25 protein-coding genes are annotated in these 21,522 nt (G+C 75.3%); 21 read left to right on the forward strand and 4 right to left on the reverse strand.

Translation table 11 applies throughout. The features are described 5' to 3' along the window. The first annotated feature begins 61 nt into the window (after nt 1–61). The 11 genes from ACZ4VL_RS01150 (at nt 62) to hypE (ending at nt 9,826) form a co-directional block, all read left to right on the forward strand. Nucleotides 62–691, forward strand: a complete 630-nt coding sequence (locus ACZ4VL_RS01150; protein WP_468194224.1) for a DUF5947 family protein — start codon at nt 62–64, stop codon at nt 689–691. Then, nucleotides 688–1,395, forward strand: coding sequence for a DUF6084 family protein (locus tag ACZ4VL_RS01155; protein WP_468194047.1), 708 nt, complete (start codon nt 688–690; stop codon nt 1,393–1,395). Before ACZ4VL_RS01150 ends, ACZ4VL_RS01155 begins: the two co-directional genes overlap by 4 nt. Further along, nucleotides 1,392–2,843, forward strand: a complete 1,452-nt coding sequence (locus tag ACZ4VL_RS01160) for a hypothetical protein (protein ID WP_468194050.1) — start codon at nt 1,392–1,394, stop codon at nt 2,841–2,843. The genes ACZ4VL_RS01155 and ACZ4VL_RS01160 overlap by 4 nt, the downstream gene beginning before the upstream one ends. Then, nucleotides 2,840–3,376: a hydrogenase maturation protease gene (locus ACZ4VL_RS01165; RefSeq protein ID WP_468194053.1), complete on the forward strand. Its 537-nt coding sequence runs from the start codon at nt 2,840–2,842 to the stop codon at nt 3,374–3,376. The genes ACZ4VL_RS01160 and ACZ4VL_RS01165 overlap by 4 nt, the downstream gene beginning before the upstream one ends. A 10-nt stretch (nt 3,377–3,386) precedes the next feature. After that, nucleotides 3,387–3,500, forward strand: coding sequence for a DUF6893 family small protein (locus ACZ4VL_RS01170; RefSeq protein ID WP_385838726.1), 114 nt, complete (start codon nt 3,387–3,389; stop codon nt 3,498–3,500). Between the two features lie 158 nt (nt 3,501–3,658). Then, on the forward strand, nt 3,659–4,081 hold the full coding sequence (gene hypA, locus ACZ4VL_RS01175; protein WP_468194055.1) for a hydrogenase maturation nickel metallochaperone HypA: 423 nt from the start codon (nt 3,659–3,661) through the stop codon (nt 4,079–4,081). Nucleotides 4,082–4,084: 3 nt separating this feature from the next. Next, entirely contained in the window at nt 4,085–4,864 is a 780-nt protein-coding gene (gene hypB / locus ACZ4VL_RS01180; protein ID WP_468194057.1) for a hydrogenase nickel incorporation protein HypB, read from the forward strand. Continuing rightward, nucleotides 4,864–7,329, forward strand: coding sequence for a carbamoyltransferase HypF (gene hypF / locus ACZ4VL_RS01185; RefSeq protein ID WP_468194060.1), 2,466 nt, complete (start codon nt 4,864–4,866; stop codon nt 7,327–7,329). Before hypB ends, hypF begins: the two co-directional genes overlap by 1 nt. Continuing rightward, nucleotides 7,298–7,639: a HypC/HybG/HupF family hydrogenase formation chaperone gene (locus tag ACZ4VL_RS01190; protein WP_385838700.1), complete on the forward strand. Its 342-nt coding sequence runs from the start codon at nt 7,298–7,300 to the stop codon at nt 7,637–7,639. Before hypF ends, ACZ4VL_RS01190 begins: the two co-directional genes overlap by 32 nt. After that, entirely contained in the window at nt 7,636–8,772 is a 1,137-nt protein-coding gene (hypD, locus tag ACZ4VL_RS01195) for a hydrogenase formation protein HypD (protein WP_468194063.1), read from the forward strand. The genes ACZ4VL_RS01190 and hypD overlap by 4 nt, the downstream gene beginning before the upstream one ends. Then, on the forward strand, nt 8,765–9,826 hold the full coding sequence (hypE, locus tag ACZ4VL_RS01200; protein ID WP_468194066.1) for a hydrogenase expression/formation protein HypE: 1,062 nt from the start codon (nt 8,765–8,767) through the stop codon (nt 9,824–9,826). The genes hypD and hypE overlap by 8 nt, the downstream gene beginning before the upstream one ends. A gap of 20 nt (nt 9,827–9,846) precedes the next feature. Here hypE and ACZ4VL_RS01205 read toward each other — a convergent pair whose 3' ends face one another. Beyond that, nucleotides 9,847–11,418 carry an alpha/beta hydrolase gene (locus tag ACZ4VL_RS01205; RefSeq protein WP_468194069.1) on the reverse strand — a complete coding sequence of 524 codons (1,572 nt, stop codon included), beginning with the start codon at nt 11,416–11,418 and terminating at the stop codon, nt 9,847–9,849. A 190-nt stretch (nt 11,419–11,608) separates the two neighbouring features. After that, entirely contained in the window at nt 11,609–12,448 is an 840-nt protein-coding gene (locus tag ACZ4VL_RS01210; RefSeq protein ID WP_468194226.1) for a class II glutamine amidotransferase, read from the reverse strand. Between the two features lie 220 nt (nt 12,449–12,668). Between ACZ4VL_RS01210 and ACZ4VL_RS01215 the strand changes: the two genes are divergently transcribed. The 7 genes from ACZ4VL_RS01215 to ACZ4VL_RS01245 all read left to right on the forward strand — a co-directional run bounded on the left by ACZ4VL_RS01215 (nt 12,669) and on the right by ACZ4VL_RS01245 (nt 17,092). Beyond that, nucleotides 12,669–13,130 (forward strand): hypothetical protein, encoded by a 462-nt coding sequence (locus ACZ4VL_RS01215; RefSeq protein ID WP_468194071.1) that lies wholly within the window; start codon nt 12,669–12,671, stop codon nt 13,128–13,130. Continuing rightward, nucleotides 13,127–13,426 carry an MrpF/PhaF family protein gene (locus tag ACZ4VL_RS01220; RefSeq protein ID WP_468194073.1) on the forward strand — a complete coding sequence of 100 codons (300 nt, stop codon included), beginning with the start codon at nt 13,127–13,129 and terminating at the stop codon, nt 13,424–13,426. The genes ACZ4VL_RS01215 and ACZ4VL_RS01220 overlap by 4 nt, the downstream gene beginning before the upstream one ends. Nucleotides 13,427–13,505: 79 nt before the next feature. Next, nucleotides 13,506–13,757: a monovalent cation/H(+) antiporter subunit G gene (locus ACZ4VL_RS01225; RefSeq protein WP_468194076.1), complete on the forward strand. Its 252-nt coding sequence runs from the start codon at nt 13,506–13,508 to the stop codon at nt 13,755–13,757. Further along, a complete protein-coding gene (locus ACZ4VL_RS01230; RefSeq protein WP_468194077.1) occupies nt 13,750–14,091 on the forward strand; it encodes a Na(+)/H(+) antiporter subunit B in 342 nt (113 codons plus the stop codon). The genes ACZ4VL_RS01225 and ACZ4VL_RS01230 overlap by 8 nt, the downstream gene beginning before the upstream one ends. After that, nucleotides 14,088–14,831 carry an MnhB domain-containing protein gene (locus ACZ4VL_RS01235; protein WP_468194079.1) on the forward strand — a complete coding sequence of 248 codons (744 nt, stop codon included), beginning with the start codon at nt 14,088–14,090 and terminating at the stop codon, nt 14,829–14,831. The genes ACZ4VL_RS01230 and ACZ4VL_RS01235 overlap by 4 nt, the downstream gene beginning before the upstream one ends. Next, a complete protein-coding gene (locus tag ACZ4VL_RS01240; RefSeq protein ID WP_468194082.1) occupies nt 14,831–15,187 on the forward strand; it encodes a sodium:proton antiporter in 357 nt (118 codons plus the stop codon). The genes ACZ4VL_RS01235 and ACZ4VL_RS01240 overlap by 1 nt, the downstream gene beginning before the upstream one ends. Before the next feature lie 6 nt (nt 15,188–15,193). Beyond that, nucleotides 15,194–17,092, forward strand: a complete 1,899-nt coding sequence (locus ACZ4VL_RS01245) for a complex I subunit 5 family protein (protein WP_468194085.1) — start codon at nt 15,194–15,196, stop codon at nt 17,090–17,092. 65 nt (nt 17,093–17,157) lie between these two features. Here ACZ4VL_RS01245 and ACZ4VL_RS01250 read toward each other — a convergent pair whose 3' ends face one another. Next, a complete protein-coding gene (locus ACZ4VL_RS01250) occupies nt 17,158–17,529 on the reverse strand; it encodes a hypothetical protein (RefSeq protein WP_468194088.1) in 372 nt (123 codons plus the stop codon). 128 nt (nt 17,530–17,657) lie between these two features. Here ACZ4VL_RS01250 and ACZ4VL_RS01255 point away from each other — a divergent pair, with 128 nt between their 5' ends. The 3 genes from ACZ4VL_RS01255 (at nt 17,658) to ACZ4VL_RS01265 (ending at nt 19,947) form a co-directional block, all read left to right on the forward strand. Then, nucleotides 17,658–18,383, forward strand: coding sequence for a DUF72 domain-containing protein (locus ACZ4VL_RS01255; RefSeq protein WP_468194091.1), 726 nt, complete (start codon nt 17,658–17,660; stop codon nt 18,381–18,383). Nucleotides 18,384–18,580: 197 nt separating this feature from the next. Continuing rightward, nucleotides 18,581–19,228, forward strand: coding sequence for a DUF4360 domain-containing protein (locus tag ACZ4VL_RS01260; RefSeq protein WP_468194093.1), 648 nt, complete (start codon nt 18,581–18,583; stop codon nt 19,226–19,228). Between the two features lie 47 nt (nt 19,229–19,275). Next, nucleotides 19,276–19,947 carry a DUF4360 domain-containing protein gene (locus tag ACZ4VL_RS01265; RefSeq protein WP_468194096.1) on the forward strand — a complete coding sequence of 224 codons (672 nt, stop codon included), beginning with the start codon at nt 19,276–19,278 and terminating at the stop codon, nt 19,945–19,947. Between the two features lie 87 nt (nt 19,948–20,034). Here the strand turns inward: ACZ4VL_RS01265 and ACZ4VL_RS01270 are convergent, their stop codons facing one another. Beyond that, nucleotides 20,035–21,447 carry a L,D-transpeptidase gene (locus ACZ4VL_RS01270; RefSeq protein ID WP_468194099.1) on the reverse strand — a complete coding sequence of 471 codons (1,413 nt, stop codon included), beginning with the start codon at nt 21,445–21,447 and terminating at the stop codon, nt 20,035–20,037. Between the last annotated feature and the right edge of the window lie 75 nt (nt 21,448–21,522).

The raw sequence follows: 21,522 nt of genomic DNA on the forward strand, positions 1-21,522 counted from the left end.
GGCCCGCCCCCAGGCCGCACCCCCGTCCGCGTCCGGGCCGTCCCGCACGGCCGTGCCCGGACTGCGGCGCTTCACCGGTCCCCGCCCGCCGCGCCCCGAGGTGTGCGAACTGTGCGGGGTGCCGGTGGCCGGGCACGGCCACCGGCACCTGGTGGAGACCGAGAAGCGGGCCCTGGTCTGCGCGTGCACCCCCTGCGCCCTGCTCTTCGACCGCCCGGGGGCCGGCCGCGGACGGTACCGCACCGTCCCCGACCGCTACCTCACCGACCCCGCCCACCGGCTCGACGACACCGCCTGGGAACGGCTGCGGATCCCGGTCGGCGTCGCGTTCTTCTTCCGCAACGCCGCACTCGACCGGCTCGTCGCGCTCTACCCCAGCCCCGCCGGGGCCACCGAGAGCGAACTGGACCCGCAGACCTGGCAGACCGTCCTCGGCGCCGGCCGGCTCGCCGGGATGCTGGAACCCGACGTCGAGGCGCTGCTCCTGCACCGCACCGCGGACCGCACCGAGTGCCACCTCGTCCCCATCGACATCTGCTACGAACTGGTGGGCCGGATGCGGATGCTGTGGCAGGGCTTCGACGGCGGCGCGGAGGCCCGCGCCGCCCTCACCGCCTTCTTCGCCCAGGTAGAGCGGCGCGCCACCGCACTGCCCGCACCCCGCACGGCCGGGCAGGAGGGGCAGTCGTGACCGACTTCGGCTTCACCGTCACCGGTGTGCGCGCCGATCCGTACGCGGCCGGCCCCACCCTCGTCTTCCGGCTGCGCATCACCGCCTCCGGCGGCGCCCGCGTCCACGCCCTCGCCCTGCGCTGCCAGGTGCGGATCGAACCGGCCCGGCGCGACTACGGGCCCGCCGAGACCGCCGCCCTCCACGACCTGTTCGGCGACCGCTCCCGCTGGGGCAGCACCCTGCACCCCGTCCAGCTCGCCCAGGTCGCGGTCATGGTGCCCGGCTTCACCGGGGAGACCGAGACCGACGTCGCCGTGCCCTGCAGCTACGACCAGGACATCTCGGCCGGCCGCTACCTCGCCGCCCTGCAGGACGGCGAGGCGCCCCTGCTGATGCTGTTCTCCGGTACGGCCTTCACCGGCGCCGGCGGCTTCCACGTCGAGCCCGTGCCCTGGCACCGCGAGGCCGCCTGCCGGCTGCCCGTCACCGTGTGGCGGGAGATGATGGAGCAGCACTTCCCCGGCTGCGGCTGGCTGCGCCTGCCCCGCGACACCATGGCGGAGCTGCTCGCCTACCGCTCCCGCCACGCCCTCGCCTCCTGGGAGGAGACCGTACGGGCCCTGCTCGCCGCGGCGCACGCCGACACCGACGGGCGCCCGCCCCGCGACCCCGTCTGGGCGGGTGCCGTCCTGCCGCGCGCCACCGGAAGGACCGCGCCATGACCGCGACCACCGCCGCCGTACCCGCGGCCCGCTTCGCGCTCGCCCGCCAGGTCGCCGACGCCGTCCTGTTCGAGGGCTACGTGCTCTACCCGTACCGGGCCTCCGCCGCGAAGAACCGGATGCGCTGGCAGTTCGGCGTCCTGGTCCCGCCCGTCTGGGGACCCCGGCACGGCGAACACTCGGGCCAGCGCACCGAACTCGTCGCGGAACCCCGCGGCGACGCCTCCGTCGCCGTCGAACTGCGCTTCCTGCACGCCCAACGCCGTACCGTCGAAGAGGCCCGAGCCGACGGGTCCTTCGCCGCCGTGCGCGAACTCCACCTGCCCGACCGGGTCCTGGTCCCCTGGGACGAGGGCCGCGAGGAGCGGGTCGAGATGAGCGTCCGCGTCGCCGATCTGGAGGCCGGCGAGGTGTCGCTGCCCTTCACCCGGCCCGCCCGCGAGGAGACCGAGCCCGTCCTCGACGCCGACGGACGGCCGGTGGGCCGCCTGGTCCGGCGCACCGAGCGCATCGACGGCGTCCTGCGGCTGCACGCCGCGCCCCTGGACGTCCCGTACCGGGCGCTGAAACTCACCGCGGTCGTCGAGAACACCGCGGACTGGAACCCGCCCGAGCACGGGGCCGACCGCGAGGCCGCCCTGGCGCGGTCCCTGGTCGCCGCTCACCTGCTGCTCGGGCTCAGCGCCGGATCCTTCCTGTCGATGACCGACCCGCCCGAATGGGCCCGGGCCTCGGTCGCCGGCTGCGACAACCGGCACACCTGGCCGGTGCTGGCCGGGGAGGACGGCCGCGCCGACGTGGTCCTGTCCTCGCCGATCATCCTGGAGGACCACCCGCGCATCGCCCCCGAGAGCGCCGGGGCCATGTACGACGCCACCGAGATCGACGAGATCCTCGCCCTGCGCACGGCCGCCCTCACCGACCAGGAGAAACGCGAGGCGCGCGGCACGGACACCCGCGCCGCCGCCGTGATCGACCTGGCCGACAGCATGCCCCCCGAGGTGCTGGAACGCCTGCACGGCGCCGTCCGGGCCCTGCGCGAGATCACCGGACCGGGAACCGCGGCCGCGGCCGCCGCCGCGCCGCCCGGCCCCGGCAACCTGCCCGAACCGCTCGACGGGGACGCGGTGTTCCGCCCCGACACCCCCTGGTGGGACCCCGCCCACGCGGACCCCGCCGACCCGGCCCGCGACCGGATCACCGTCGACGGGACGGCCGTCGGCGCGGGCAGCCGCGTGCTGCTCCGGCCGGGGCTGCGGCGCACCGACGCCCAGGACCTGTTCCTCCAGGGCCGCACCGCCCTCGTCGAGGCCGTGCTCCGCGACGTCGACGGCGGGGTCCACCTCGCCGTCACCGTCGACGGCGACCCGGGCGCCGACATCCGCCGCGAACAGGGCCGGTTCCTGTACTTCCAGCCCGACGAGGTCACGCCCCTGGAGGACGCGTGAGCCGCCGGACCCTGGTCGCCGGCATCGGCAACGTCTTCCTCGGCGACGACGGCTTCGGCGTCGAGACCGTACGGCGGCTGTCCGCGCCCGGGGCGGCCGGCCGGCTGCCCGACGGGGTGGAGACCGCCGACATCGGCGTCCGCGGCGTCCACCTCGCCTACCAGCTGCTCGACGGCTACGACACGCTCGTCCTCGTCGACGCCACCGCCCGCGGCGGAGCCCCCGGCACGCTGTACCTGATCGAGGCCGGCGGGGAAGGGCCCGTCGCCCCGCAGGCCCCCGTGCTCGACGGCCACCAGATGTCCCCCGACGCCGTGCTCGCCCTGCTCGACACCCTGTGCGCCGGGACCGGGGCCGCCCCGCCCCGCCGCATCTGGGTCGTCGGCTGCGAACCCGGCAGCCTGGACGAGGAGATCGGACTGAGCCCCCCGGTGGCCGCCGCCGTCGACGAGGCCGTGCGGATGGTGCTGGACCTCGTGCACCACCAGGACGAGGAGACGCCGCAGGACGAACCGGGTGTCGCCGCCAACTGAGGAGGAACCCATGAGCTCGAACAAATCCGTCATCGGCGGCTGGGCCGTCATCGTCCTCGCCGCGCTCGTGCTGAAGGCGGTCCTGCCCGACATCCAGCGCTACCTGCGCATCCGCCGCATGTGACCGCGGGACGACCGCGGAACGGCCGCGGGACCGCTTCAAGGCCCGGTCCCGCGGCCCGTTCGCGTCCGAATGGCGTACGGCCGGCCCGGCGCGTCGGCGCGCCCGGCCGCCCCGCACCCCGCCCGCCGGTCTAATGGGGCCCGGCAGGACGGAGTCCCATGCACGAGATGTCGATCGCCATGGCCGTGGTGGGCCAGGTGGAGGAAGCGGCCGAAGCCGCCGGCGCGACCGCCGTCACCTCGGTCCGGCTCCAGGTCGGGGAGCTGGCCGGAGTGGTACCGGACGCCCTCGCCTTCTGCTTCGAACTCGCCTGCGCCGGAACCCTCCTCGAAGGGGCCGCGCTCGAGACCGAGCCGGTGCCCGCCCGCGCCCGCTGCCGCTCCTGCACCGCCGACTGGGCCACCGGCATGCCGCCCCGGCTGATCTGCCCCCGCTGCGACCTCGCGACCGACGTCGAGCTCCGGGCCGGGCGGGAACTGCAGATCCTGAGCGTGCACTGGGAGGACGGCACCGCCGCCACCCCCACCACCACCGCTGCCGCCCCCGTCCCGTCCCGAGCACCGATCGCCGAGGAGTGCTGAACCATGTGCCGTGTGGTCGACCTGAAGCAGGCGGTCCTCGCCAAGAACGACTCCGCCGCGCAGGCCCTGCGCACCGAACTCGCCGCTCGCGGCACCACCGTCGTCAACCTGCTCTCCAGCCCCGGCAGCGGGAAGACGGCCCTCCTGGAACGCGAACTGGGCCTCGCCCGCGAACGCGGGGTACCGGTCGCCGCCCTCACCGCCGACCTGGCCACCGAGAACGACGCCGACCGGCTCGCGCGCTCCCGCGTCCCCGTCAAGCAGGTCCTCACCGACGGGCTGTGCCACCTGGAGGCCGGGATGCTCGCCCGGCACCTGGACGGCTGGCTCCCCGGCGACACCCGCCTGCTGTTCGTGGAGAACGTCGGCAACCTCGTCTGCCCCGCCTCCTACGACCTCGGGGAGTCCCTGCGCATCGTCCTGGCCTCGGTCACCGAGGGCGAGGACAAGCCGCTGAAGTACCCGACGGCCTTCGGGCTGGCCCAACTCGTCGTCGTCACGAAGACCGACATCGCAGGGGCCGCGGAGTTCGACGAGGCCGCCTTCCGCGCCAACGTCCAGCAGGTCAACCCGGGCGTCGAGGTCCTGTTGACCTCGGCCCGCACCGGGGAGGGCGCAGGCGCCCTGCTCGACCGGGCGCTCGCGGCCCGCGACGGCGCTCCCGTACACGTCCCGGTCATGGCCGGGCAGCAGCCCGCACACCACCATCACCACCATCACCACGACGCCTCGGCCGGGCACGCACACGAACACGGGGCGCCGGCTCCTGCTCCGACCCGCTGATGGAGGCCGTGCAGCGCCGCCGGATCGTGGTGCGCGGGGTGGTGCAGGGCGTCGGCTTCCGGCCGTACGTGTACACCCGCGCGACCGGACTCGGCCTCACCGGGCACGTCACCAACACCCCCGAGGGCGTCGTCGCCGAGGTCGAGGGCGCGACCGCCGCCGTCTCGGCGTTCTGCGAGCGGCTCGCCGCCGACGCCCCGCCCCTCGCCGTCGTCCACACCGTCGACCACCACGAGGTCCCCGTCGCCGGCGGCTCCGGGTTCACCATCACCGCCTCGCGCGCCGGCGGCCCCGCACGCACCCTCGTCTCCCCGGACACCGCCACCTGCGCGGACTGCCTCGCCGAGCTGGCGGACCCCGCCGACCGGCGCCACCGGCACCCGTTCATCACCTGCACCCACTGCGGGCCCCGCTTCACCATCGTCACCGGGCTGCCGTACGACCGGGACCACACCACCATGGCCCGCTTCCCGATGTGCCCCGACTGCGCCCGCGAGTACGCCGACCCCGCCGACCGGCGCTTCCACGCCCAGCCCGTGGCCTGCCCCGCCTGCGGCCCTCGGCTGCGCCTGCTGACCGGGGCGCCCCCGCGCGAGACCGCCGGGGCCCCCGGGACCGACCCGATCGCCGCGGCCCGCCGCCTCCTGGCCGCCGGAGCGATCCTCGCGGTCAAGGGGCTCGGCGGCTACCACCTCGCCTGCGACGCCGCCAACGCCGCCGCCGTCGCCGAGCTGCGCCGCCGCAAGGCCCGCGGGGACAAGCCGTTCGCCCTGATGGCCCGTGACCCCGCCGACGTCGAGCACCTCGTCCGCCTCGACGCGGCCGAACGCGGCCTGCTGACCGGACCCGTCCGCCCCGTCGTCCTGCTGCGCCGCCGCCCCGCAACGGACCACGGCCCGGGCGCGGTCGCCGACGGGGTCGCCCCCCGCTGCCCCGACCTCGGCGTGATGCTCCCGTACACGCCCGTGCACCACCTGCTGCTCGGGCTGCCCGGCGACCCGCCCGGACCCCGCCTGCTCGTCATGACCAGCGGCAACCTGTCCGGCGAGCCCATCGTCACCGGCGACACCGAGGCCCTGGAGCGGCTCGGCGGCATCGCCGACGCCTGGCTCACCCACGACCGGCCCGTCCACGTCCCCTGCGACGACTCCGTCGTGCGCGTCTGCGACGGCGAACTGCTCGTACTGCGGCGCGCCCGCGGGTACGCGCCGCTGCCGCTGGAGCTGCCGCTGCCCGTACCGGCCGTACTCGCCGCCGGAGGGGACCTGAAGAACACCTTCTGCCTCGGCGAGGGCCGCAAGGCCTGGCTGTCGGCGCACATCGGCGACATGGACGACCTGGCCACCCAGCAGGCCTTCGAACGCGCCGAACGGCAACTGGAGTCCATCACCGGCGTCCGACCCGCCCGGCTCGCCGCCGACCGCCACCCGGGCTACCGCTCCGGCGCCTGGGCCCGGCGCGCCGCCGGCGCCCGCCCCCTGACGGCGGTCCAGCACCACCACGCGCACATCGCCTCGGCGATGGCCGAACACGGCCTCGACGGCACCGGCCGGGTGATCGGCGCCGCCTTCGACGGAACGGGGTACGGGGACGACGGCACCGTGTGGGGCGGCGAGATCCTGCTCGCCGACTACGCCCGCCACCAGCGCTTCGCCCACCTCGCCCCGGTGCCGCTGCCGGGAGGCGACGCAGCCGTCCTGCGGCCCTACCGGATGGCCCTGTCCCACCTGCGGGCCGCCGGGCTGCCCTGGGCGCCGGACCTGCCCTGCACCGCCGCCTGCCCGCCCGAGGAACTCCGGGTCCTCGAACGCCAGCTGGGATCCGGGCTGCACTGCACCCCCACGTCCAGCATGGGCCGGCTCTTCGACGCCGTGTCCTCCCTCGCCGGCGTCTGCCACCACGCCGGGTACGAGGCCCAGGCCGCGATCGAGCTGGAGGGCGCCGCCCTGGCCGCGGACCCCGCCCACGCCGGCCCCGGGTACGCCTTCGACCTGCGCCGTGCGCAGCCGCCCGACCCCGGCCCCGCGCCCGTCGTGCCCGCCCCGGCAGCCGCCGTGCCCGCCAGTGCGCGGCTGGACGTAGCCCCGGCGCCCGTCGTCGCCGACCCGGCCCCCGTCCTGGCCGCCGTGGTCGCCGACCTGCGGGCCGGCACCCCGGCGGCCGTGATCGCGGCCCGCTTCCACGCCGCCGTCGCCGCCCTCGTCGTCGATCTCGCCGTGCTCGCCCGCGAGGAGCACGGCCTCGACACCGTCGCCCTCAGCGGCGGCGTCTTCGCCAACACCGTGCTCTCGTCGGCCTGCACCCGCCTGCTCCGCGAGCGCGGCTTCACCGTCCTGCGCCACCACCGCGTCCCGCCGAACGACGGCGGACTGGCCCTCGGCCAGCTCATGGTGGCGGCCTGCGCCCCGCACCACCCAGACCAAGGAGAGGGACATGTGCCTGGCGGTACCCGGCAGAGTGCTTGACATCGGGGAGAAGGACGGCACCCGGATGGCCACCGTCGACTTCGGCGGAGTGGTCAAGGAGGTGTGCCTGGAGTACCTGCCCGACCTGCAGGTCGGCGAGTACGCCATCGTCCACGTCGGGTTCGCCCTGCAACGCCTCGACGAGGAATCGGCCCGGCAGACCCTCGAACTCTTCGCAGAACTCGGCATGCTCCAGGAGGAGTTCGGCGACCCCTGGGAGCGGGCGGCGGCCGAAGCGGGCGCCGGACAGGACTGGCCCTTCGACCCGGCGCCGGCCGGGGACACAGCGCGGGAGGCGCGGCAGCCGTGAAGTACATCGACGAATTCCAGGATCCCGGGCTGGCCCGCCGACTGCTCGACGACATCCACGCCACCGTGACCCGCCCCTGGGCGCTCATGGAGGTCTGCGGCGGCCAGACGCACACCATCATCCGGCACGGGATCGACCAGCTCCTGCCCGAGCAGGTCGAGCTGATCCACGGACCGGGGTGCCCCGTGTGCGTGACCCCGCTGGAGGTCATCGACAAGGCCCTGGAGATCGCCTCCCGCCCCGGGGTCGTCTTCTGCTCGTTCGGCGACATGCTGCGCGTCCCCGGTACCGGCCGCGACCTCTTCCAGGTGCGCGGTGAGGGCGGCGACGTACGCGTCGTCTACTCCCCGCTCGACGCGCTGCGGATCGCCCGGCAGAACCCGGACCGCGAGGTGGTGTTCTTCGGCATCGGCTTCGAGACGACCGCCCCGCCCAACGCCATGACGGTGTACCAGGCGCGGAAGCTCGGCATCCGCAACTTCAGCCTGCTGGTCTCCCACGTCCGGGTGCCCCCGGCCATCGAGGCGATCATGAACTCGCCCAGCTGCCGGGTGCAGGGCTTCCTCGCCGCCGGCCATGTGTGCAGTGTGATGGGCACGGCCGAGTACCCGCAGCTCGCCGCCCGCCACCGGGTCCCCATCGTCGTGACCGGATTCGAGCCGCTCGACATCCTGGAGGGCGTGCGCCGGGCCGTGCGCCAGCTCGAACGCGGTGAACACACCGTCGACAACGCGTACGCGCGGGCCGTCCGCCCCGAGGGCAATCCGGCCGCCCTCGCCATGCTCGACGACGTCTTCGAGGTCACCGACCGGTCCTGGCGCGGCATCGGCGTCATCCCGGACAGCGGCTGGCGGCTGTCCGAGCGCTACCGGGAGTACGACGCCGAGCACCGCTTCTCCGTCACCGGCATCACCACCGAGGAGCCCGCCGAGTGCCGCAGCGGCGAGGTCCTCCAGGGGCTGATCAAGCCGCACCAGTGCGAGGCGTTCGGTACCACCTGCACCCCGCGCAACCCGCTCGGCGCCACCATGGTCTCCAGCGAGGGCGCCTGCGCCGCCTACTACCTCTACCGGCGCCTCGACATCACCCCGGCGCGCCGGACCGCACCGCTGGAGGCGACCCCCGTTGTCTGACACCGCCCTCGACATCACCGGCTGGGCCTGCCCGGCCCCCCTGCGCGACCACCCCCGGGTGGTCATGGGACACGGCGGGGGCGGCGCGCTCTCCGCCGAGCTGGTCCGGCACGTCTTCGCACCCGCCTACGGCGGCCGGCTGCTGGCCGGTCTCGGCGACAGCGCCGCCCTCACCCTGGGCGGCGCCCGACTGGCCTTCTCCACCGACTCGTACGTCGTCCGGCCGCTGTTCTTCCCCGGCGGCAGCATCGGCGACCTCGCGGTCAACGGCACGGTCAACGACCTCGCCATGAGCGGAGCCCGCGCCGCCTACCTGTCCTGCGGCTTCATCCTGGAGGAGGGCGTCGAGCTGTCCGTCGTGGCACGGGTGGCCGAGGCGCTCGGCGCGGCCGCGCGCGCCGCCGACGTGGAGGTGGCGACCGGCGACACCAAGGTCGTGGAGGCCGGCCACGGCGACGGCATCTACGTCAACACGGCCGGCATCGGACTGATCCCGGACGGAGTGGACCTGCGCCCGCAGCGGGTCCTCCCGGGGGACGTGGTCATCGTCAGCGGGGAGATCGGCCTCCACGGGGTGGCCATCATGAGCGTCCGCGAGAACCTCGGCTTCGACGTGGAGACGGTCAGCGACTGCGCGCCGCTGGGCGGGCTCGTGCAGGCCATGCTCGCCGTCACCCCCGACCTGCACGTGCTGCGCGACCCCACGCGCGGGGGCCTGGCCGCGGCCCTGAACGAGATCGCCGCGGCCTCCGGCACCGGCGTCGTGCTGGACGAGGGCCGGGTGCCGGTCCCGGACCCCGTGGCCAACGCCTGCGCCATCCTCGGCCTCGACCCCCTGTACGTCGCCAACGAGGGCAAGCTGGTGGCCTTCGTGCCGCGGGAGCACGCCGACGCGGTCCTCGACGCGATGCGCGCCCACCCGCTGGGCCGGCACGCGGCGGTGGTCGGCGAGGCCGTCGAGGCGCACCCCGGGATGGTCGTCGCCCGGACCGGTCTGGGCGGCACCCGTGTGGTGGACCTGCCGATCGGGGAGCAACTGCCCCGGATCTGCTGACACCGTCCCGTACCGGCCCGTCAGCCGGCGGGCGGTGCGGGGCAGTCCAGGTCGCGGCCGGGCAGGATCCCGTCGGCGAGGTACCGGCCCACGGCGTCCTCGACGCAGCCGTCGCGGGGGGCGAACAGCCCTCCGTAGACCGTGTGGTGGAAGGCGCCCCGCAGGGTGACCAGGCGGGACCCGGCCAGTGCGCGGTGCGCGGCGAGCTGGCCCGGCCGCGGGGCGGCAGGGTCGCCGTCGGCCCCGACCAGCAGGACCGGGGCCCTGGTGGCGACCCGGGTGGGCGGCTCCGCCGGGGACGCCGGCCAGAACGTGCAGGGCGTGAGGTTGTGCACGAGCGGGCCGAATACCGGCTCGTCGGCGCGGAGGGCCTCGACGGCCCGGTAGTACGCCTCCGGATCGCGGGAGGCCGCCCGGTCGGCGCACAGCACCGCGTTCTGCGCGGCGGCCGCGCCCTCCGCGTCGGGGGAGTCCAGCCCGGCCAGCACCGCCTCCAGCAGCGGGGCCGGGACCGGGTCCAGCCCGCGGGAGGCCTCGTCCAGGGCGCGGACCAGGTCGGAGAACCCGGCGTACGAGGCGTCGTCGTCCCCGGCGGACACGGTCCACAGCACCAGCGGCAGGGTCCCGCTGTCGACCGTGTGCGCACCGACCGCCAACGGGCCCCGGTTCACGACCGCGTTGACCCGGTGGACGGTGGCCAGGACCGCCTCGCGGGTGGCGCCCAGTGCGTAGCGGTCGTGGTGGCGGGCCGCCCAGGCAGCCCAGTTGCCGAGCGCCGCCGTCATGGCGGGCCCCTGGGTGCGGGTCAGGTCGGGTCCGAACAGGTCGGGGTCCAGGGCGCTGTCGAGGACGGCCCGGTCGACGCGGTGCGGGAACAGCTGGAGGTACACCTCGCCCAGATAGGTGCCGTACGAGGACCCGAGGTAGGACAGCCGGGACTCGCCGAGGGCGGCCCGGACCACGTCCATGTCCCGGGCGGTGTTGCGGGTCGAGGCGTGCGGCAGCATTTCCCGGTGGCCCGCGCAGCGCTCCGCCAGGTCCCGGGCCAGCGCCGCGCTCCGGTCGAAGCCCGCCCGGTCCGGCCCGGCGGCACGGACCCCGGCGGTGGGCCAGCCGCAGTCCAGCGGCGTGCTGCGGCCCACGAAGCGCGGGTCCATGCCGACGATGTCGTAGCGGGCGGCGAGATCCGGCTCGGCCTGCCGGAGGGCGAGGGAGAGCCGCATCGCGGGGACGCCGGGCCCGCCCGGGTCGTAGAACAGTGCTCCGCGCCGGCGCGCGGGGTCGGCGGCCGGCAGCCGTGACAGTGCGACCCGCACCGTCCGGCCCTGCGGCCTGCGGTAGTCCAGTGGCACGATGGCCTCGGTGCAGCGGGCCCCCGCCTCGTCCAGCTCGCGGCCGGCCCGGTCCTGCGGGTCGGTGGCGCAGTCGTGCCAGGCGAGGCGCTGCTGCCGGAAGGGGGCCACGGCGGCCGCCTCGGCAGGCTTCTTCCCGCGGGCGGCCCCGGCCGCGGCGGCCGGCCCGGCCCCGCCCCACGCCACGCCCGCCAGCACCACCAGCGCTGCCCCGACGACGGCCGTCCTGCCCACCCGCATGCCGCTTCCCCGCCCCTCGTCACCCGGCCCCACCCCAACGGAGCCCCGCCCCACCGACGTTAGAGAAGGGCCCGGGGCCACGCATCGGCCTCCGGGCTGATCGCCGTCCGCTCCTGGAGCACGCCCCTGGGAGCACGCCCCTGGCCGAGCGGCCGGGAGCAGGCGGGCACGGGCTCAGCCGTGCACGGGCTCAGGGCAGCTCGGGAATGAACGGCAGGTAGTCCTCCGGACCCGCCGGCGGCACGACGACGTAGCTGGCCTCGGGAAGCTCGTTCCACACGCCCGGCAGGTCGCCCAGCGGCTCGGACACCACCAGCCGGGTCGCGTCCGACACCTCCTTCAGGAAGGGCAGTTCCGGGTACAGCTGGCGCACGGTCTCGGCGCGGCTGCTGTAGAACAACGAACGGGACCTGCCCTGGCTGGAGTAGCGGAACGCCCACACCCGCTCCCCGTCGCTGACGGCGACCGTCATCTGCAGCGGGTCCGCGACGCCGTGCTCCTTGCCCAGCCGTTCCACGAGCCCCGCCATCCGGGCGACCGCACCGGGCACGTCCTGGTCGAGGCCGAAGGTGACGGCCAGGTAGAACATCACCTCGGAATCCGTCGAGCCCTGGATGCACGGGAACAGCGCCGGGTCCACGGCCATGCACAGGTCGCGCTGGAGGCGGGCGAAGTCGGTGATGGCCCCGTTGTGCATCCACAGCCAGCGGCCGTGCCGGAACGGATGGCAGTTGGTCTGCTGGATCGCCGAACCGGTGGAGGCGCGGACGTGGGCGAAGAACAGCGTCGAGCGGATGTGGGACGCCAGCTCGCGCAGGTTGGTGTTGCTCCAGGCCGGACCGATGTCGCGGAAGACCGCCGGCGTGCCGCCCCCGTCCTGGCTGTACCAGCCGATGCCGAATCCGTCGCCGTTGGTGGTCTCGACCCCCATCTTCGCGTGCAGACTCTGGTTGATCAGTGAGTGTTCCGGCTGATAGAGGACCGCGTCGAGCAGCATGGGCGACCCGGAGTAGGCGAGCCAGCGACACATGAGCACCATCCCTCTCCTGCACCTCGTCCGAGCCTAACGCGGTGCGGCGCTCCCCGCCCTGCCTGCGGGTCCGGCCGGTCCGGTCGTTGGGCCGGGCGGGTGGCATCGCCCGCGTCGCGGGCGGCGGCAGCGGCGGCGGCCGGTGCGGGGGCGCCCAGAATCGGTGTCTGCGGCCCGGGCCCGGGCCTGGGCCCGGGTCAGGCCCAGGGAAGGGGAGGCAGTGCGCGGCGCGGTCGAGTTCCTCGTCTGGTGGGCGGTGCTCACGGGGACCACGCTGGTGTTGATCAGCACGCCCGGCCCCGTCGAGCTGCTGGTCGCCGCGGTCGCGGCGGCCGGTGCGGCCCTGGTGGCCGGACGGATGCGGCGCGCGGCCGGCGTACGGGTGCGCGGCGGGACCGGGGCGCTGCGGGCCGTCGCGTCCCTGCCCGCCGCGGCGGTGCGCGGCCTGGTGGTCCTGGCAACCGTCCTGGTCCGGCCGGCGGCGCGCACCGGCCGGGTACGACGGATCCGGCTGCGCGAGGGCGTCGACCGCGGGTGGGCGGGGGTGCTGCTGGGCTGGTCCGCCGACACCTGCGTCATCGACCTGCCCGAACGGAGCGACCGGGTCGTGGTGGTGCACACCTTCGCGGACCGGCCCGGCGGGCCGGAACGCGCCGTGCGCGGCACGGGGGAGCGGCCGTGACCCGCCTCGCGACGGGACCCCTGTCCGCCGGTTCCTGGGCGGCCGCCGCCCTCGTCCTCCTCGTGGCCGGCTGGCCGGCCTGCCTGTGGGCCGCGGCCCGGGGCGGCACCGTACGCCGTCTCGTGGGCCTGTGCATGGCGGGCACGGTGACCGGGGCCGTGCTCCTGCTGCTGCCGATGGCGTACGAGCGGCCCGCGTACCAGGACCTGGCGCTGGTGTTCGCCGTGCTCTCGCCCGCCGGCGTCCTCGTCTTCACCCGCTTCGCGGGCGCCCGCCGGCCCCCGGGGGACGGCTGACATGGCCCTGGTGCACGCGGCGGCCGCCGTCCTGCTGTGAGCCGGCGTCGGATGCGTCCTGGCGGGGGCGGCGGCGCTGGTGCGGCTGCCGGGGAGCCTGGACCGGCTGCACGCGCTCGCCCCGGCGGGCGGGCTCGGCGTCCCGCTGATCGCCGCCGCCGTGGCCCTGGAGCAGGGACCCGGCCGGGCCGCCGTCAAGACGCTGCTGATCGGGCTGCTCCTCGCGGTCGGCGGGACGGTCACCGCCATCGCCGTCGGCCGGGCCACCGCGGAAGCCGCGGGCGCCGCGGGCGACGCGGGCGAGCGGAAGGGCGGGAGCCCGCATGGATGACGCGCTGAACACCACCGCCCTGCTCCTGGTCGCCGTGGCCGCGACGCTCGCCGTGCTGTGCCGGGAGCCCGAACGGCAGGCCGTCGCGCTCTCCGTGTTCGGGCTGGCGCTGACCGTCCTGTTCCTCGTCCTCCAGGCACCCGACGTGGCCCTGGCCCAACTGGTGGTCGGCACCGCGCTGACCCCGCTGCTGATCCTGCTCACCGCCCGCAAGGTCCTGCGCGGCCCCGCCACCGACGGGCGGCCGGGCGGCCGCGACGCAGGAGACGACCGCGAAGACCGCGATGACCGCGATGACCGCGATGACCGCGGGCGGCCCCGGGAGGGGCGGTGAGCGCCCGGGTCCGGCTCGTGCTGCTCTGGGCCGCCGTCGCCGTGCTCGCCGCCTTCCTCACGGCCGCCTGCCTGCAACTGCCGGCCTTCGGCACCGACCGCCACCCGTACGGCGACCGGGCCGTGGCCGCCGCCCTGGCCCGCCGCACCGCGAACGTGGTCTCCTCCGTCAACTTCGACCTCCGGGCCCTCGACACCCTCGGCGAGGAGTCCATCCTCCTCGCGACCGTTCTCGGCGCCACCTTGCTGCTGCGGCAGGCCCGCGACGAGCGCAAGGCCCGGCCCCGGGCCGAGGCGGCCCTGCCCGGTACCCGTCTGTTCGGCGCCGTCCTGCTGCCCGTCGCCCTCACCGTCGGCGTGTACGTGGTGGCGCACGGGCAGCTCAGCCCCGGCGGCGGATTCCAGGGCGGAGTCGTCCTCGCCACCGCCCTGCACCTGGCGTACCTCGCCGCCGACTACCGGGTCCTGGAAAGGGTCCGGCCGCTCGCCGTCCTCGACGTCGCGGACGTGCTGGCCGCCGTGTCCTTCACCCTCCTGGGCCTGGCCGGGCTCGCGGCCGGCGGTGCCTTCCTGGAGAACGTGCTGCCCTTCGGCACGTTCAACGAGATCACCTCCGGCGGGCTCGTCCCCCTGTTCAACGCCGCCGTCGGCATCGAGGTCGGCTCGGGCCTGATCGTGCTGCTCGCCCACTTCCTCGACCAGGCCGTCGAGATCACCGAGCCGGGGGAGGGCGGGGGCTGATGGGTCCGACGGCCGCCCTGCCGTTCCTCGCCGCCGGCTGGGTCCTGCTGGCCGCCCTGTACGGCCTGGTCACCAGCCGCAACCTCATCCACGCCGTCGGCTGCCTCGCCGTCGCCCAGTCCTCCACCTACCTGATGCTGCTGGGCGTCGGGTACCGCCGCCGGGCCACCGCCCCGGTCTTCGCCGACCTCCCGCCCGGCAGCCGGCCCGTCGTCGACCCCGTCGTCCAGGCCATGACCCTCACCGACATCGTCGTCGGCGCCACCGTGACCGCCCTGCTGCTCGCCCTCACGATCCAGCTGCACAAGCGCCACGGCACGGTCGACCCGCAGTCGCTCACCGGGCTGAGGGGCTGAGGCCCGGTGGCCGCCGCCCAGGTGCTGCTGCCGCTGTCGGTGGCGATCCCGCTGATCGGGGCGGCCGTCCTGGCCGTGGCCGGCCGCTGGTTGCCGCGGACCGGCTGCGACGTGCTCGCGATCACCGCGGCCGCCGCCGACCTCGGCTGCCTGGTCCTGCTGTGGCCGCACGCGGAGCACCGGGCGACCGCCCTGGTGGGCGGGCATCCCACCACGGTCGGGATCGTCCTGCTGGCGGACCCGCTCGGCGCCGGCCTGGCCCTGCTGGCCTCGGCGCTCGTCCTCGCCGTGACCGTCTACTCGTGGCGCTTCTTCGACGAGCCCTCCGGCGAACGCACCGGGGTGTTCCCGGCGCTGATCCTGCTCTTCGAGGCCGGCATGACCGGCTTCGCCCTCACCGCCGACCTGTTCGACGCGTTCGTCTTCTTCGAGCTGATGAGCGTCGCCGCGTACGCGCTCACCGGCTACCGCATCGAGGACCCCAGACCCCTCCAGGGCGCCCTGGCCTTCGGCATCGTCACCTCCTTCGCCGCCTACTGCTCGCTCCTCGGGATCGCGCTGCTGTACGCGCGCACCGGCGAGCTGAACCTAGCCCGGCTCGGCGGGGCACTCGCCGGCCGGCCCGCCGGCGCCCTGACCGTGGCCGCGTTCGTCCTCGTCCTCACCGCCTTCCTGGTGAAGGCCGCGGCCGCCCCGTTCCACTTCTGGCTGCCCGACGCGCACGCCGTCGCCCCGACCCCGGTGTGCATGCTGATGTCCGGCGTGATGGTCGAGCTCGGCGTGTACGGGGTCGCCCGGGTGTACTGGACCGTCTTCTCCGGGCCCGGCGGGATCCCGCACGGGGCGTTCCGGACCACCTTCGTCGCCGTCGGCGTGGCCACCGCCCTGCTGGGCGCGGTCATGTGTTGGCCGCAGCGCCACCTGAAACGGATGCTGGCCTTCTCCACCGTCAGCCACATCGGCCTGTTCCTCGTCGGCATCGCCCTCCTCACCCCGGCCGGCACCGGCGCCACCGCCGTGTACGTGGCCGGGCACGGCTGCGCCAAGGCCGCCCTGTTCGGTCTGAGCGGGGTGCTGCTCGACCAGTACGGCTCCGTCGACGAGCACGGTCTGCACGGCAAGGGGCGGGCGCTGCCGACCGTCGGCGTCCTCTTCGCCGTCGGGGCCCTCGTCCTCGCCGGGCTGCCGCCGTTCGGCGCCGGCCTCGGCAAGGCCCTCGCCGAGGAGGCGGCCGGGCCCGCCCTGACCCCGGTGTTCCTCCTGGTCTCGGCCGTCACCGGCGGCACCCTGCTGCGCGCCGCCGCCCGGATCTTCCTCGGCGCGGGCCCGCCGCCGCAGGAGCGCGCCGGCGACACCGGGACCACGGGGGAGGGGGAGGAGCCCGAGGTGCGCACGGCCCGCCGGGTGCCGCCGCGGCCCATGGTCGCCGTACCGGCGGCGCTGCTGGCCCTGGGGCTCCTCGCCGGGGCTGTCGCGGAGCCTGCGCGGAGCCTGGCGCACGGGGCGGTGCTGTTCACGGACGCCGCCGGGTACGCGGCCGCGGCCGGGGGACCGGGAGCCGCCCGGGACACGGGAGCCGCCCGGGACACGGGAGGTGCGCGGGCCACGGGAGGTGCGCAGGGCGCGGGGGCCGCCCGGGACGCGGGGGCCGGGGCCGCGCAGGAGGTGCACACGGGGTGGACGCCGCTGGGCGTCGGGCTCGGCCTGCTGTCCACGGCGGCCGCGGCCCTGCTGGCGGCGGCCGCGCTGTGGCGGCCGGGCGCCGCCACCGCCCTGCGCCGCCCGGCGGCCGCCGCCGCGGTCCGGACGCTGCGCCGGCTGCACTCGGGGCTGGTCGGCGACTACCTGGCCTGGCTGGCCGTGGGGATGGCCGCGCTGCTCGTCGCCGTCGCCCTCCAGACGTGACGGCCCCTGCCGGCCGGTCGGCCGCCACCGACGGCCCGGACGGAGGCCGCCGCCGTCCCACGGCGCTAGTACCGCTCCTCCATGCCGATCGCGGACTCCAGATCCTCCTCCGCGTCGCCCCTGCGGCCCTGCTGCTGCTCCAGCAGGGCCGAGGCGATCGCGTCGAGCTTGCGCTGGATCGCGTGCTCGGCGCGCCGCTCGGAGTTCTTGAGCAGGGCCAGCAGCAGCAGGGACACCGCACCCATGGAGTCGCCGACGAGGTGCTGCCACTCGATGGGCAGGTGGGCGGCGTGGACGGCCGCGAAGGCCCCGACCAGGGCCATGCACAGGACCGAGAAGAAGGCGGAGCTCGTGAAGTTCGAGGCGAGCTCGGCCAGCTTCTCGAAGCGTCCCGCCCGGTCCTCGCCGACGCGCTCCGCCGGATGCTGCAACGTCATGCCGCGCGCCTGCCCCGCCGCGGCCCGGCCACACCCCCGGCCACACCCCCGGACACGGGCCGGGGCGGCCGGCGGGGCGTGCGGGGCGGCGGATGCGGGGCGGGGCGCGGCCGGTCATCATCGGCACCATGCCCGTGCTCGTCGGAACCTCCGGATGGCAGTACCGGGACTGGTCGGGGGTGCTGTACCCCGCCGACCGGCCGCAGCGGCTCTGGTTGGAGGAGTACGCCGCCCGCTTCGGCACCGTGGAGAGCAACAACGCGTTCTACCGGCTGCCCTCCCCGCACACCTTCGCGGACTGGCGGGAGCGCACCCCGGACGGCTTCGTCTTCGCCGTGAAGGCCAGCCGCTTCCTGACCCACGTCAAACGCCTGCGCGAGCCGGAGGAACCGGTCCGGCGGCTGATGGCCCACGCCGAAGCCCTCGGCGACCGGCTGGGCCCGGTCCTGCTCCAGCTGCCGCCCACCCTGCGCGCCGACCCGCAGGCCCTCGACGCCTGCCTCGGCTGCTTCCCGGCCGGGACCCGGGTGGCTGTGGAACCCCGCCACGACTCCTGGTGGAATCCGGACGTCCGGGAGGTTCTCGCCGCGCGCGGCGCGGCGTTGTGCTGGGCCGACCGCGGCTCCCGGCCGGTGACCCCGCTGTGGCGCACGGCCGACTGGGGCTACCTGCGCTTCCACGAGGGAGCGGCGAGCCCGTGGCCGCGCTACGGGTCGACCGCGCTGCGTTCGTGGGCGGGCCGGATCGCGGACGCCTGGCCGCGCGGGGCGGACGTGTTCGCGTACTTCAACAACGACCCGGGCGGGGCCGCGGTCCACGACGCCGAGGCCTTCTGCCGCCTGGTCGCGTCCTGACCTCAGCGGACTCGGAACACCCGGGTCCGAGGTGCCCCGGCGGCCGTTCCCGGCTCCGGCGGAATTCGGCCAGCGAGCGGGCGGGGGCCGTTTCCCGGGCCGGTTGGCCGTATCCCAACCTTCCCAGCCCGCTCCCCGCGTGGTGGCATGTGCATGCCCAAAATCAGAGCCGGCTCCGCAGGAAATGGGGAATTCGAATGGCGCTCCGCAGGATCACCGTCGTCGTCGCGGCGGTGGCGGCGTTATCCGCAACGGCCGTGCCCGCCCACGCGGAAAGCGAGACCACACCGCCCGGAAGAATCACCGTCGACGTCGTCGGCGTCAATGGATCGGGCTGCCCGCAGGGCACCGCGAGCGTGGCCGCGGCCTCTGACAACACCTCGTTCACCGTCACGTACAGCGACTACCTCGCCCAGGCCGGCGCCGGAGCCGGCGGGACCGACTTCCGCAAGAACTGCCAACTCGCCCTCCAGATCCACGTACCGCAGGGCTTCACCTACGCCATCGCCCGCGCCGACTACCGCGGCTTCGCCCACCTCCAGCGCGGGGCCTACGGCCAGGAGCGCGCCAACTACTACTTCCAGGGCATGGCGCAGACGGCCCGCACGGTGCACCAGTTCAACGGCCCGTACACCGACAACTGGCAGGCGAGCGACCGGACCGAGTACGCCGACCTGGTCTGGGCCCCGTGCGGCGAGGAGCGCAACCTCAACGTCAACACCGAGCTGCGGGTGTACGCGGGCAGCTCGAACCCGCAGGCCCTCAGCTTCATGAGCATGGACTCCACGGACGGCAGCGTCAGCACGGTCTACCACTTCGCCTGGAAGGAATGCCCCGGGGTCTGACACGGGGTGCGCACAGGAACGCCGAACACACGTCAGGAGCGACGACGATGTCCCATTCCCTGTCCCGCACCCTTCTCACCGGCGCCGCCGCGGCCGCGCTGATCGCGACCGCCTCACCGGCCGGAGCCGCAGACCACACCCCCCAGATCACCGCACCACCCGACAAGATCGTGATCGAGCTCGCCACGGTGAACGGCTCGGGCTGCCGCGAGGGCACCGCCCAGGTGGCCGTGGCCCCCGACAACACCGCCTTCACGGTCACCTACAGTGACTACCTCGCACAGGTCGGACCCGGCGCGCCGCCGACCGCATTCCGCAGGAACTGCCAGCTCAATCTCCGGGTCCACGTTCCTTCGGGCTTCACCTACGCGATCGTCCAGGCGGACTACCGCGGATTCGCATTCCTCCAGCCCGGAGCCTGGGGACAGGAACGGGCGAACTACTACTTCCAGGGAATGCCGCAGACGACCTCGCGCACCCACCAGTTCAACGGTCCGCTGAACGACAACTGGCAGTCGACCGACCGGACCGAGTTCGCGGACCTCGTCTGGGCCCCCTGCGGGGAAAAGCGCAATTTCAACATCAACACCGAACTGCGGGTGAATGCGGGGACGTCGAACCCGCAGGCCGCCACCAGCTTCATGACGATGGACTCCACGGACGCCGGCGTGAGCACGCTCTACCACCTCGCCTGGCAGACCTGCCCGCCGCGCCGGTAGCCCTCGGCCGGCAGCATGCAGCCGTCCCTGGCCCGCGCCGCGCGGGCCGGGGACGGCACGTCCCGACCGCCGGACCCGCGGATGGCATCACGTCATCGGGTACAGCCGGGACGGGGTGCGCCCCGACACCGACGGCACCGCGGGCGCCGCCGGGGCCCGACCGGGGGCGGCGGCCAGGGCGCTGCCCTTGAGCCAGGTCCGCCAGTCGAGGTTCCAGTCGCCGAAGCCGTTCGCGAACGGGGCCATCGGCTCCCCGCCGCTGTTCACCACCTCGACGATGTCCCCCACCCGTACCGTCTTGAAGAACCACGCCGCGTTCGCCGTGCTCATGCCCGTACAGCCGTGGCTGACGTTCTCCTCGCCCTGGGCGTCCACCGACCACGGCGCCGCGTGCACGTACTCCCCGCTCCACGTCACCCGCGTCGCGTAAAAGACCGGCAGGTCGTAGAACTCCTTCGTGCCGCGCTGGATCCCGACCGTGTCCCCCCGCATGCGGACCTGCTCCTCCTTGCCCAGCACGACCTTGATGCCGCTGCGGGTCAGGAACCCCGCCTTCCCCGTCGTGACCGGGATCCTCCGCAGCACCCGGCCGTTGCGCCGTACGGTCATCTCGTGGGCGGCGGAGTCGGTCACCGCCTCGATCCGGTCCCCGACGGTGAACTCCACGGACTCCGAAGGGCCGCCGAGCCCGTGGTCGCCGACCTCGACCCCGTCCAGCCCGCTGCGCACCCGCACCACCGCCTGCGCCGGCCAGTACGTACGCGGCCGGTAGTGCAGCGTCGAGTCGTCCACCCAGTACCAGGAGCCCTCCACCGCCGGCTCCGAGGTCACTTCGAGCGCCCGCTCGACCCGGATGCGCGCCTCCGGATCGGCCGCGGGCACCGGCCGGCTGAGCGCCGCCGTCACGATCTGCCCCGCCCCGTACGTTCCCGACCCGGGCCCGAGCTCCGCCGTGATCCGGTCCCCGTCCGAGGGCGGCGCGGTCCGGAAGGCCATGGTGACCCCGACCGGCGTCCCCGCCCCGTCCTGGGCGCCCACGTGGACCGTGTACTGCTCGCCCGCCCGCAGCGACTCGGTGTTGGCCCACTGCCGTCCCTTCGGGCCGAGCGCGCCGCCCACGTACCGCCCGTGCCCGTCCCGGACCGTGACGTCGATGAGCTGCCCCGGCCCGGCCAGCCCGATGCGCAGCGGGCCGCGCGCGTCCGTGGGCAGCAGGACCGGCCGCGCCCCGGCGGCCGCGCCGCGCCCGGCGGTCTCCTGGAGCACCGTCCCGGCGCCGTAGGCGGTCGCCCGGACCCGTTCCTGCCGCCAGCCCGTGCACGGCCGGTCCTCCGTCGCCCCGGCGGCCCCGCAGTGCGCGACGCGGCCGCCCTCTTGCAGGGCCCGCCCGATCAGCAGCGTCACGGAGGCGTCGCCGGAGCCGAGCCCCTTGCCGTCCGCCCGGGGCACGCTGCCCGGCACCATGGCGATGAGGAGGGCGCCGCCGGTCACCGCGGCCACCGCGCTCCACGCCGCGTCCCGCCGTAGGAGCCTGCCCCGCCGCTCCTTCTGCGCAGGGGGTGGTTGTGGTGTACC

Source organism: Streptomyces sp. NPDC029014, assembly GCF_055564695.1.

Bases quoted from the DNA above. Each gene is read 5' to 3' on its own strand.
- ACZ4VL_RS01265 (WP_468194096.1), top strand. From the start codon at position 19,276: ATGTCCCATTCCCTGTCCCGCACCCTTCTCACCGGCGCCGCCGCGGCC.
- hypF (WP_468194060.1), top strand. From the start codon at position 4,864: ATGGAGGCCGTGCAGCGCCGCCGGATCGTGGTGCGCGGGGTGGTGCAG.
- ACZ4VL_RS01240 (WP_468194082.1), top strand. From the start codon at position 14,831: ATGGGTCCGACGGCCGCCCTGCCGTTCCTCGCCGCCGGCTGGGTCCTG.
- ACZ4VL_RS01250 (WP_468194088.1), bottom strand. From the start codon at position 17,529: ATGACGTTGCAGCATCCGGCGGAGCGCGTCGGCGAGGACCGGGCGGGA.
- hypA (WP_468194055.1), top strand. From the start codon at position 3,659: ATGCACGAGATGTCGATCGCCATGGCCGTGGTGGGCCAGGTGGAGGAA.
- ACZ4VL_RS01190 (WP_385838700.1), top strand. From the start codon at position 7,298: ATGTGCCTGGCGGTACCCGGCAGAGTGCTTGACATCGGGGAGAAGGAC.
- ACZ4VL_RS01230 (WP_468194077.1), top strand. From the start codon at position 13,750: ATGGATGACGCGCTGAACACCACCGCCCTGCTCCTGGTCGCCGTGGCC.
- hypB (WP_468194057.1), top strand. From the start codon at position 4,085: ATGTGCCGTGTGGTCGACCTGAAGCAGGCGGTCCTCGCCAAGAACGAC.
- ACZ4VL_RS01210 (WP_468194226.1), bottom strand. From the start codon at position 12,448: ATGTGTCGCTGGCTCGCCTACTCCGGGTCGCCCATGCTGCTCGACGCG.
- ACZ4VL_RS01260 (WP_468194093.1), top strand. From the start codon at position 18,581: ATGGCGCTCCGCAGGATCACCGTCGTCGTCGCGGCGGTGGCGGCGTTA.
- ACZ4VL_RS01205 (WP_468194069.1), bottom strand. From the start codon at position 11,418: ATGCGGGTGGGCAGGACGGCCGTCGTCGGGGCAGCGCTGGTGGTGCTG.
- ACZ4VL_RS01160 (WP_468194050.1), top strand. From the start codon at position 1,392: ATGACCGCGACCACCGCCGCCGTACCCGCGGCCCGCTTCGCGCTCGCC.
- ACZ4VL_RS01255 (WP_468194091.1), top strand. From the start codon at position 17,658: ATGCCCGTGCTCGTCGGAACCTCCGGATGGCAGTACCGGGACTGGTCG.
- ACZ4VL_RS01170 (WP_385838726.1), top strand. From the start codon at position 3,387: ATGAGCTCGAACAAATCCGTCATCGGCGGCTGGGCCGTCATCGTCCTC.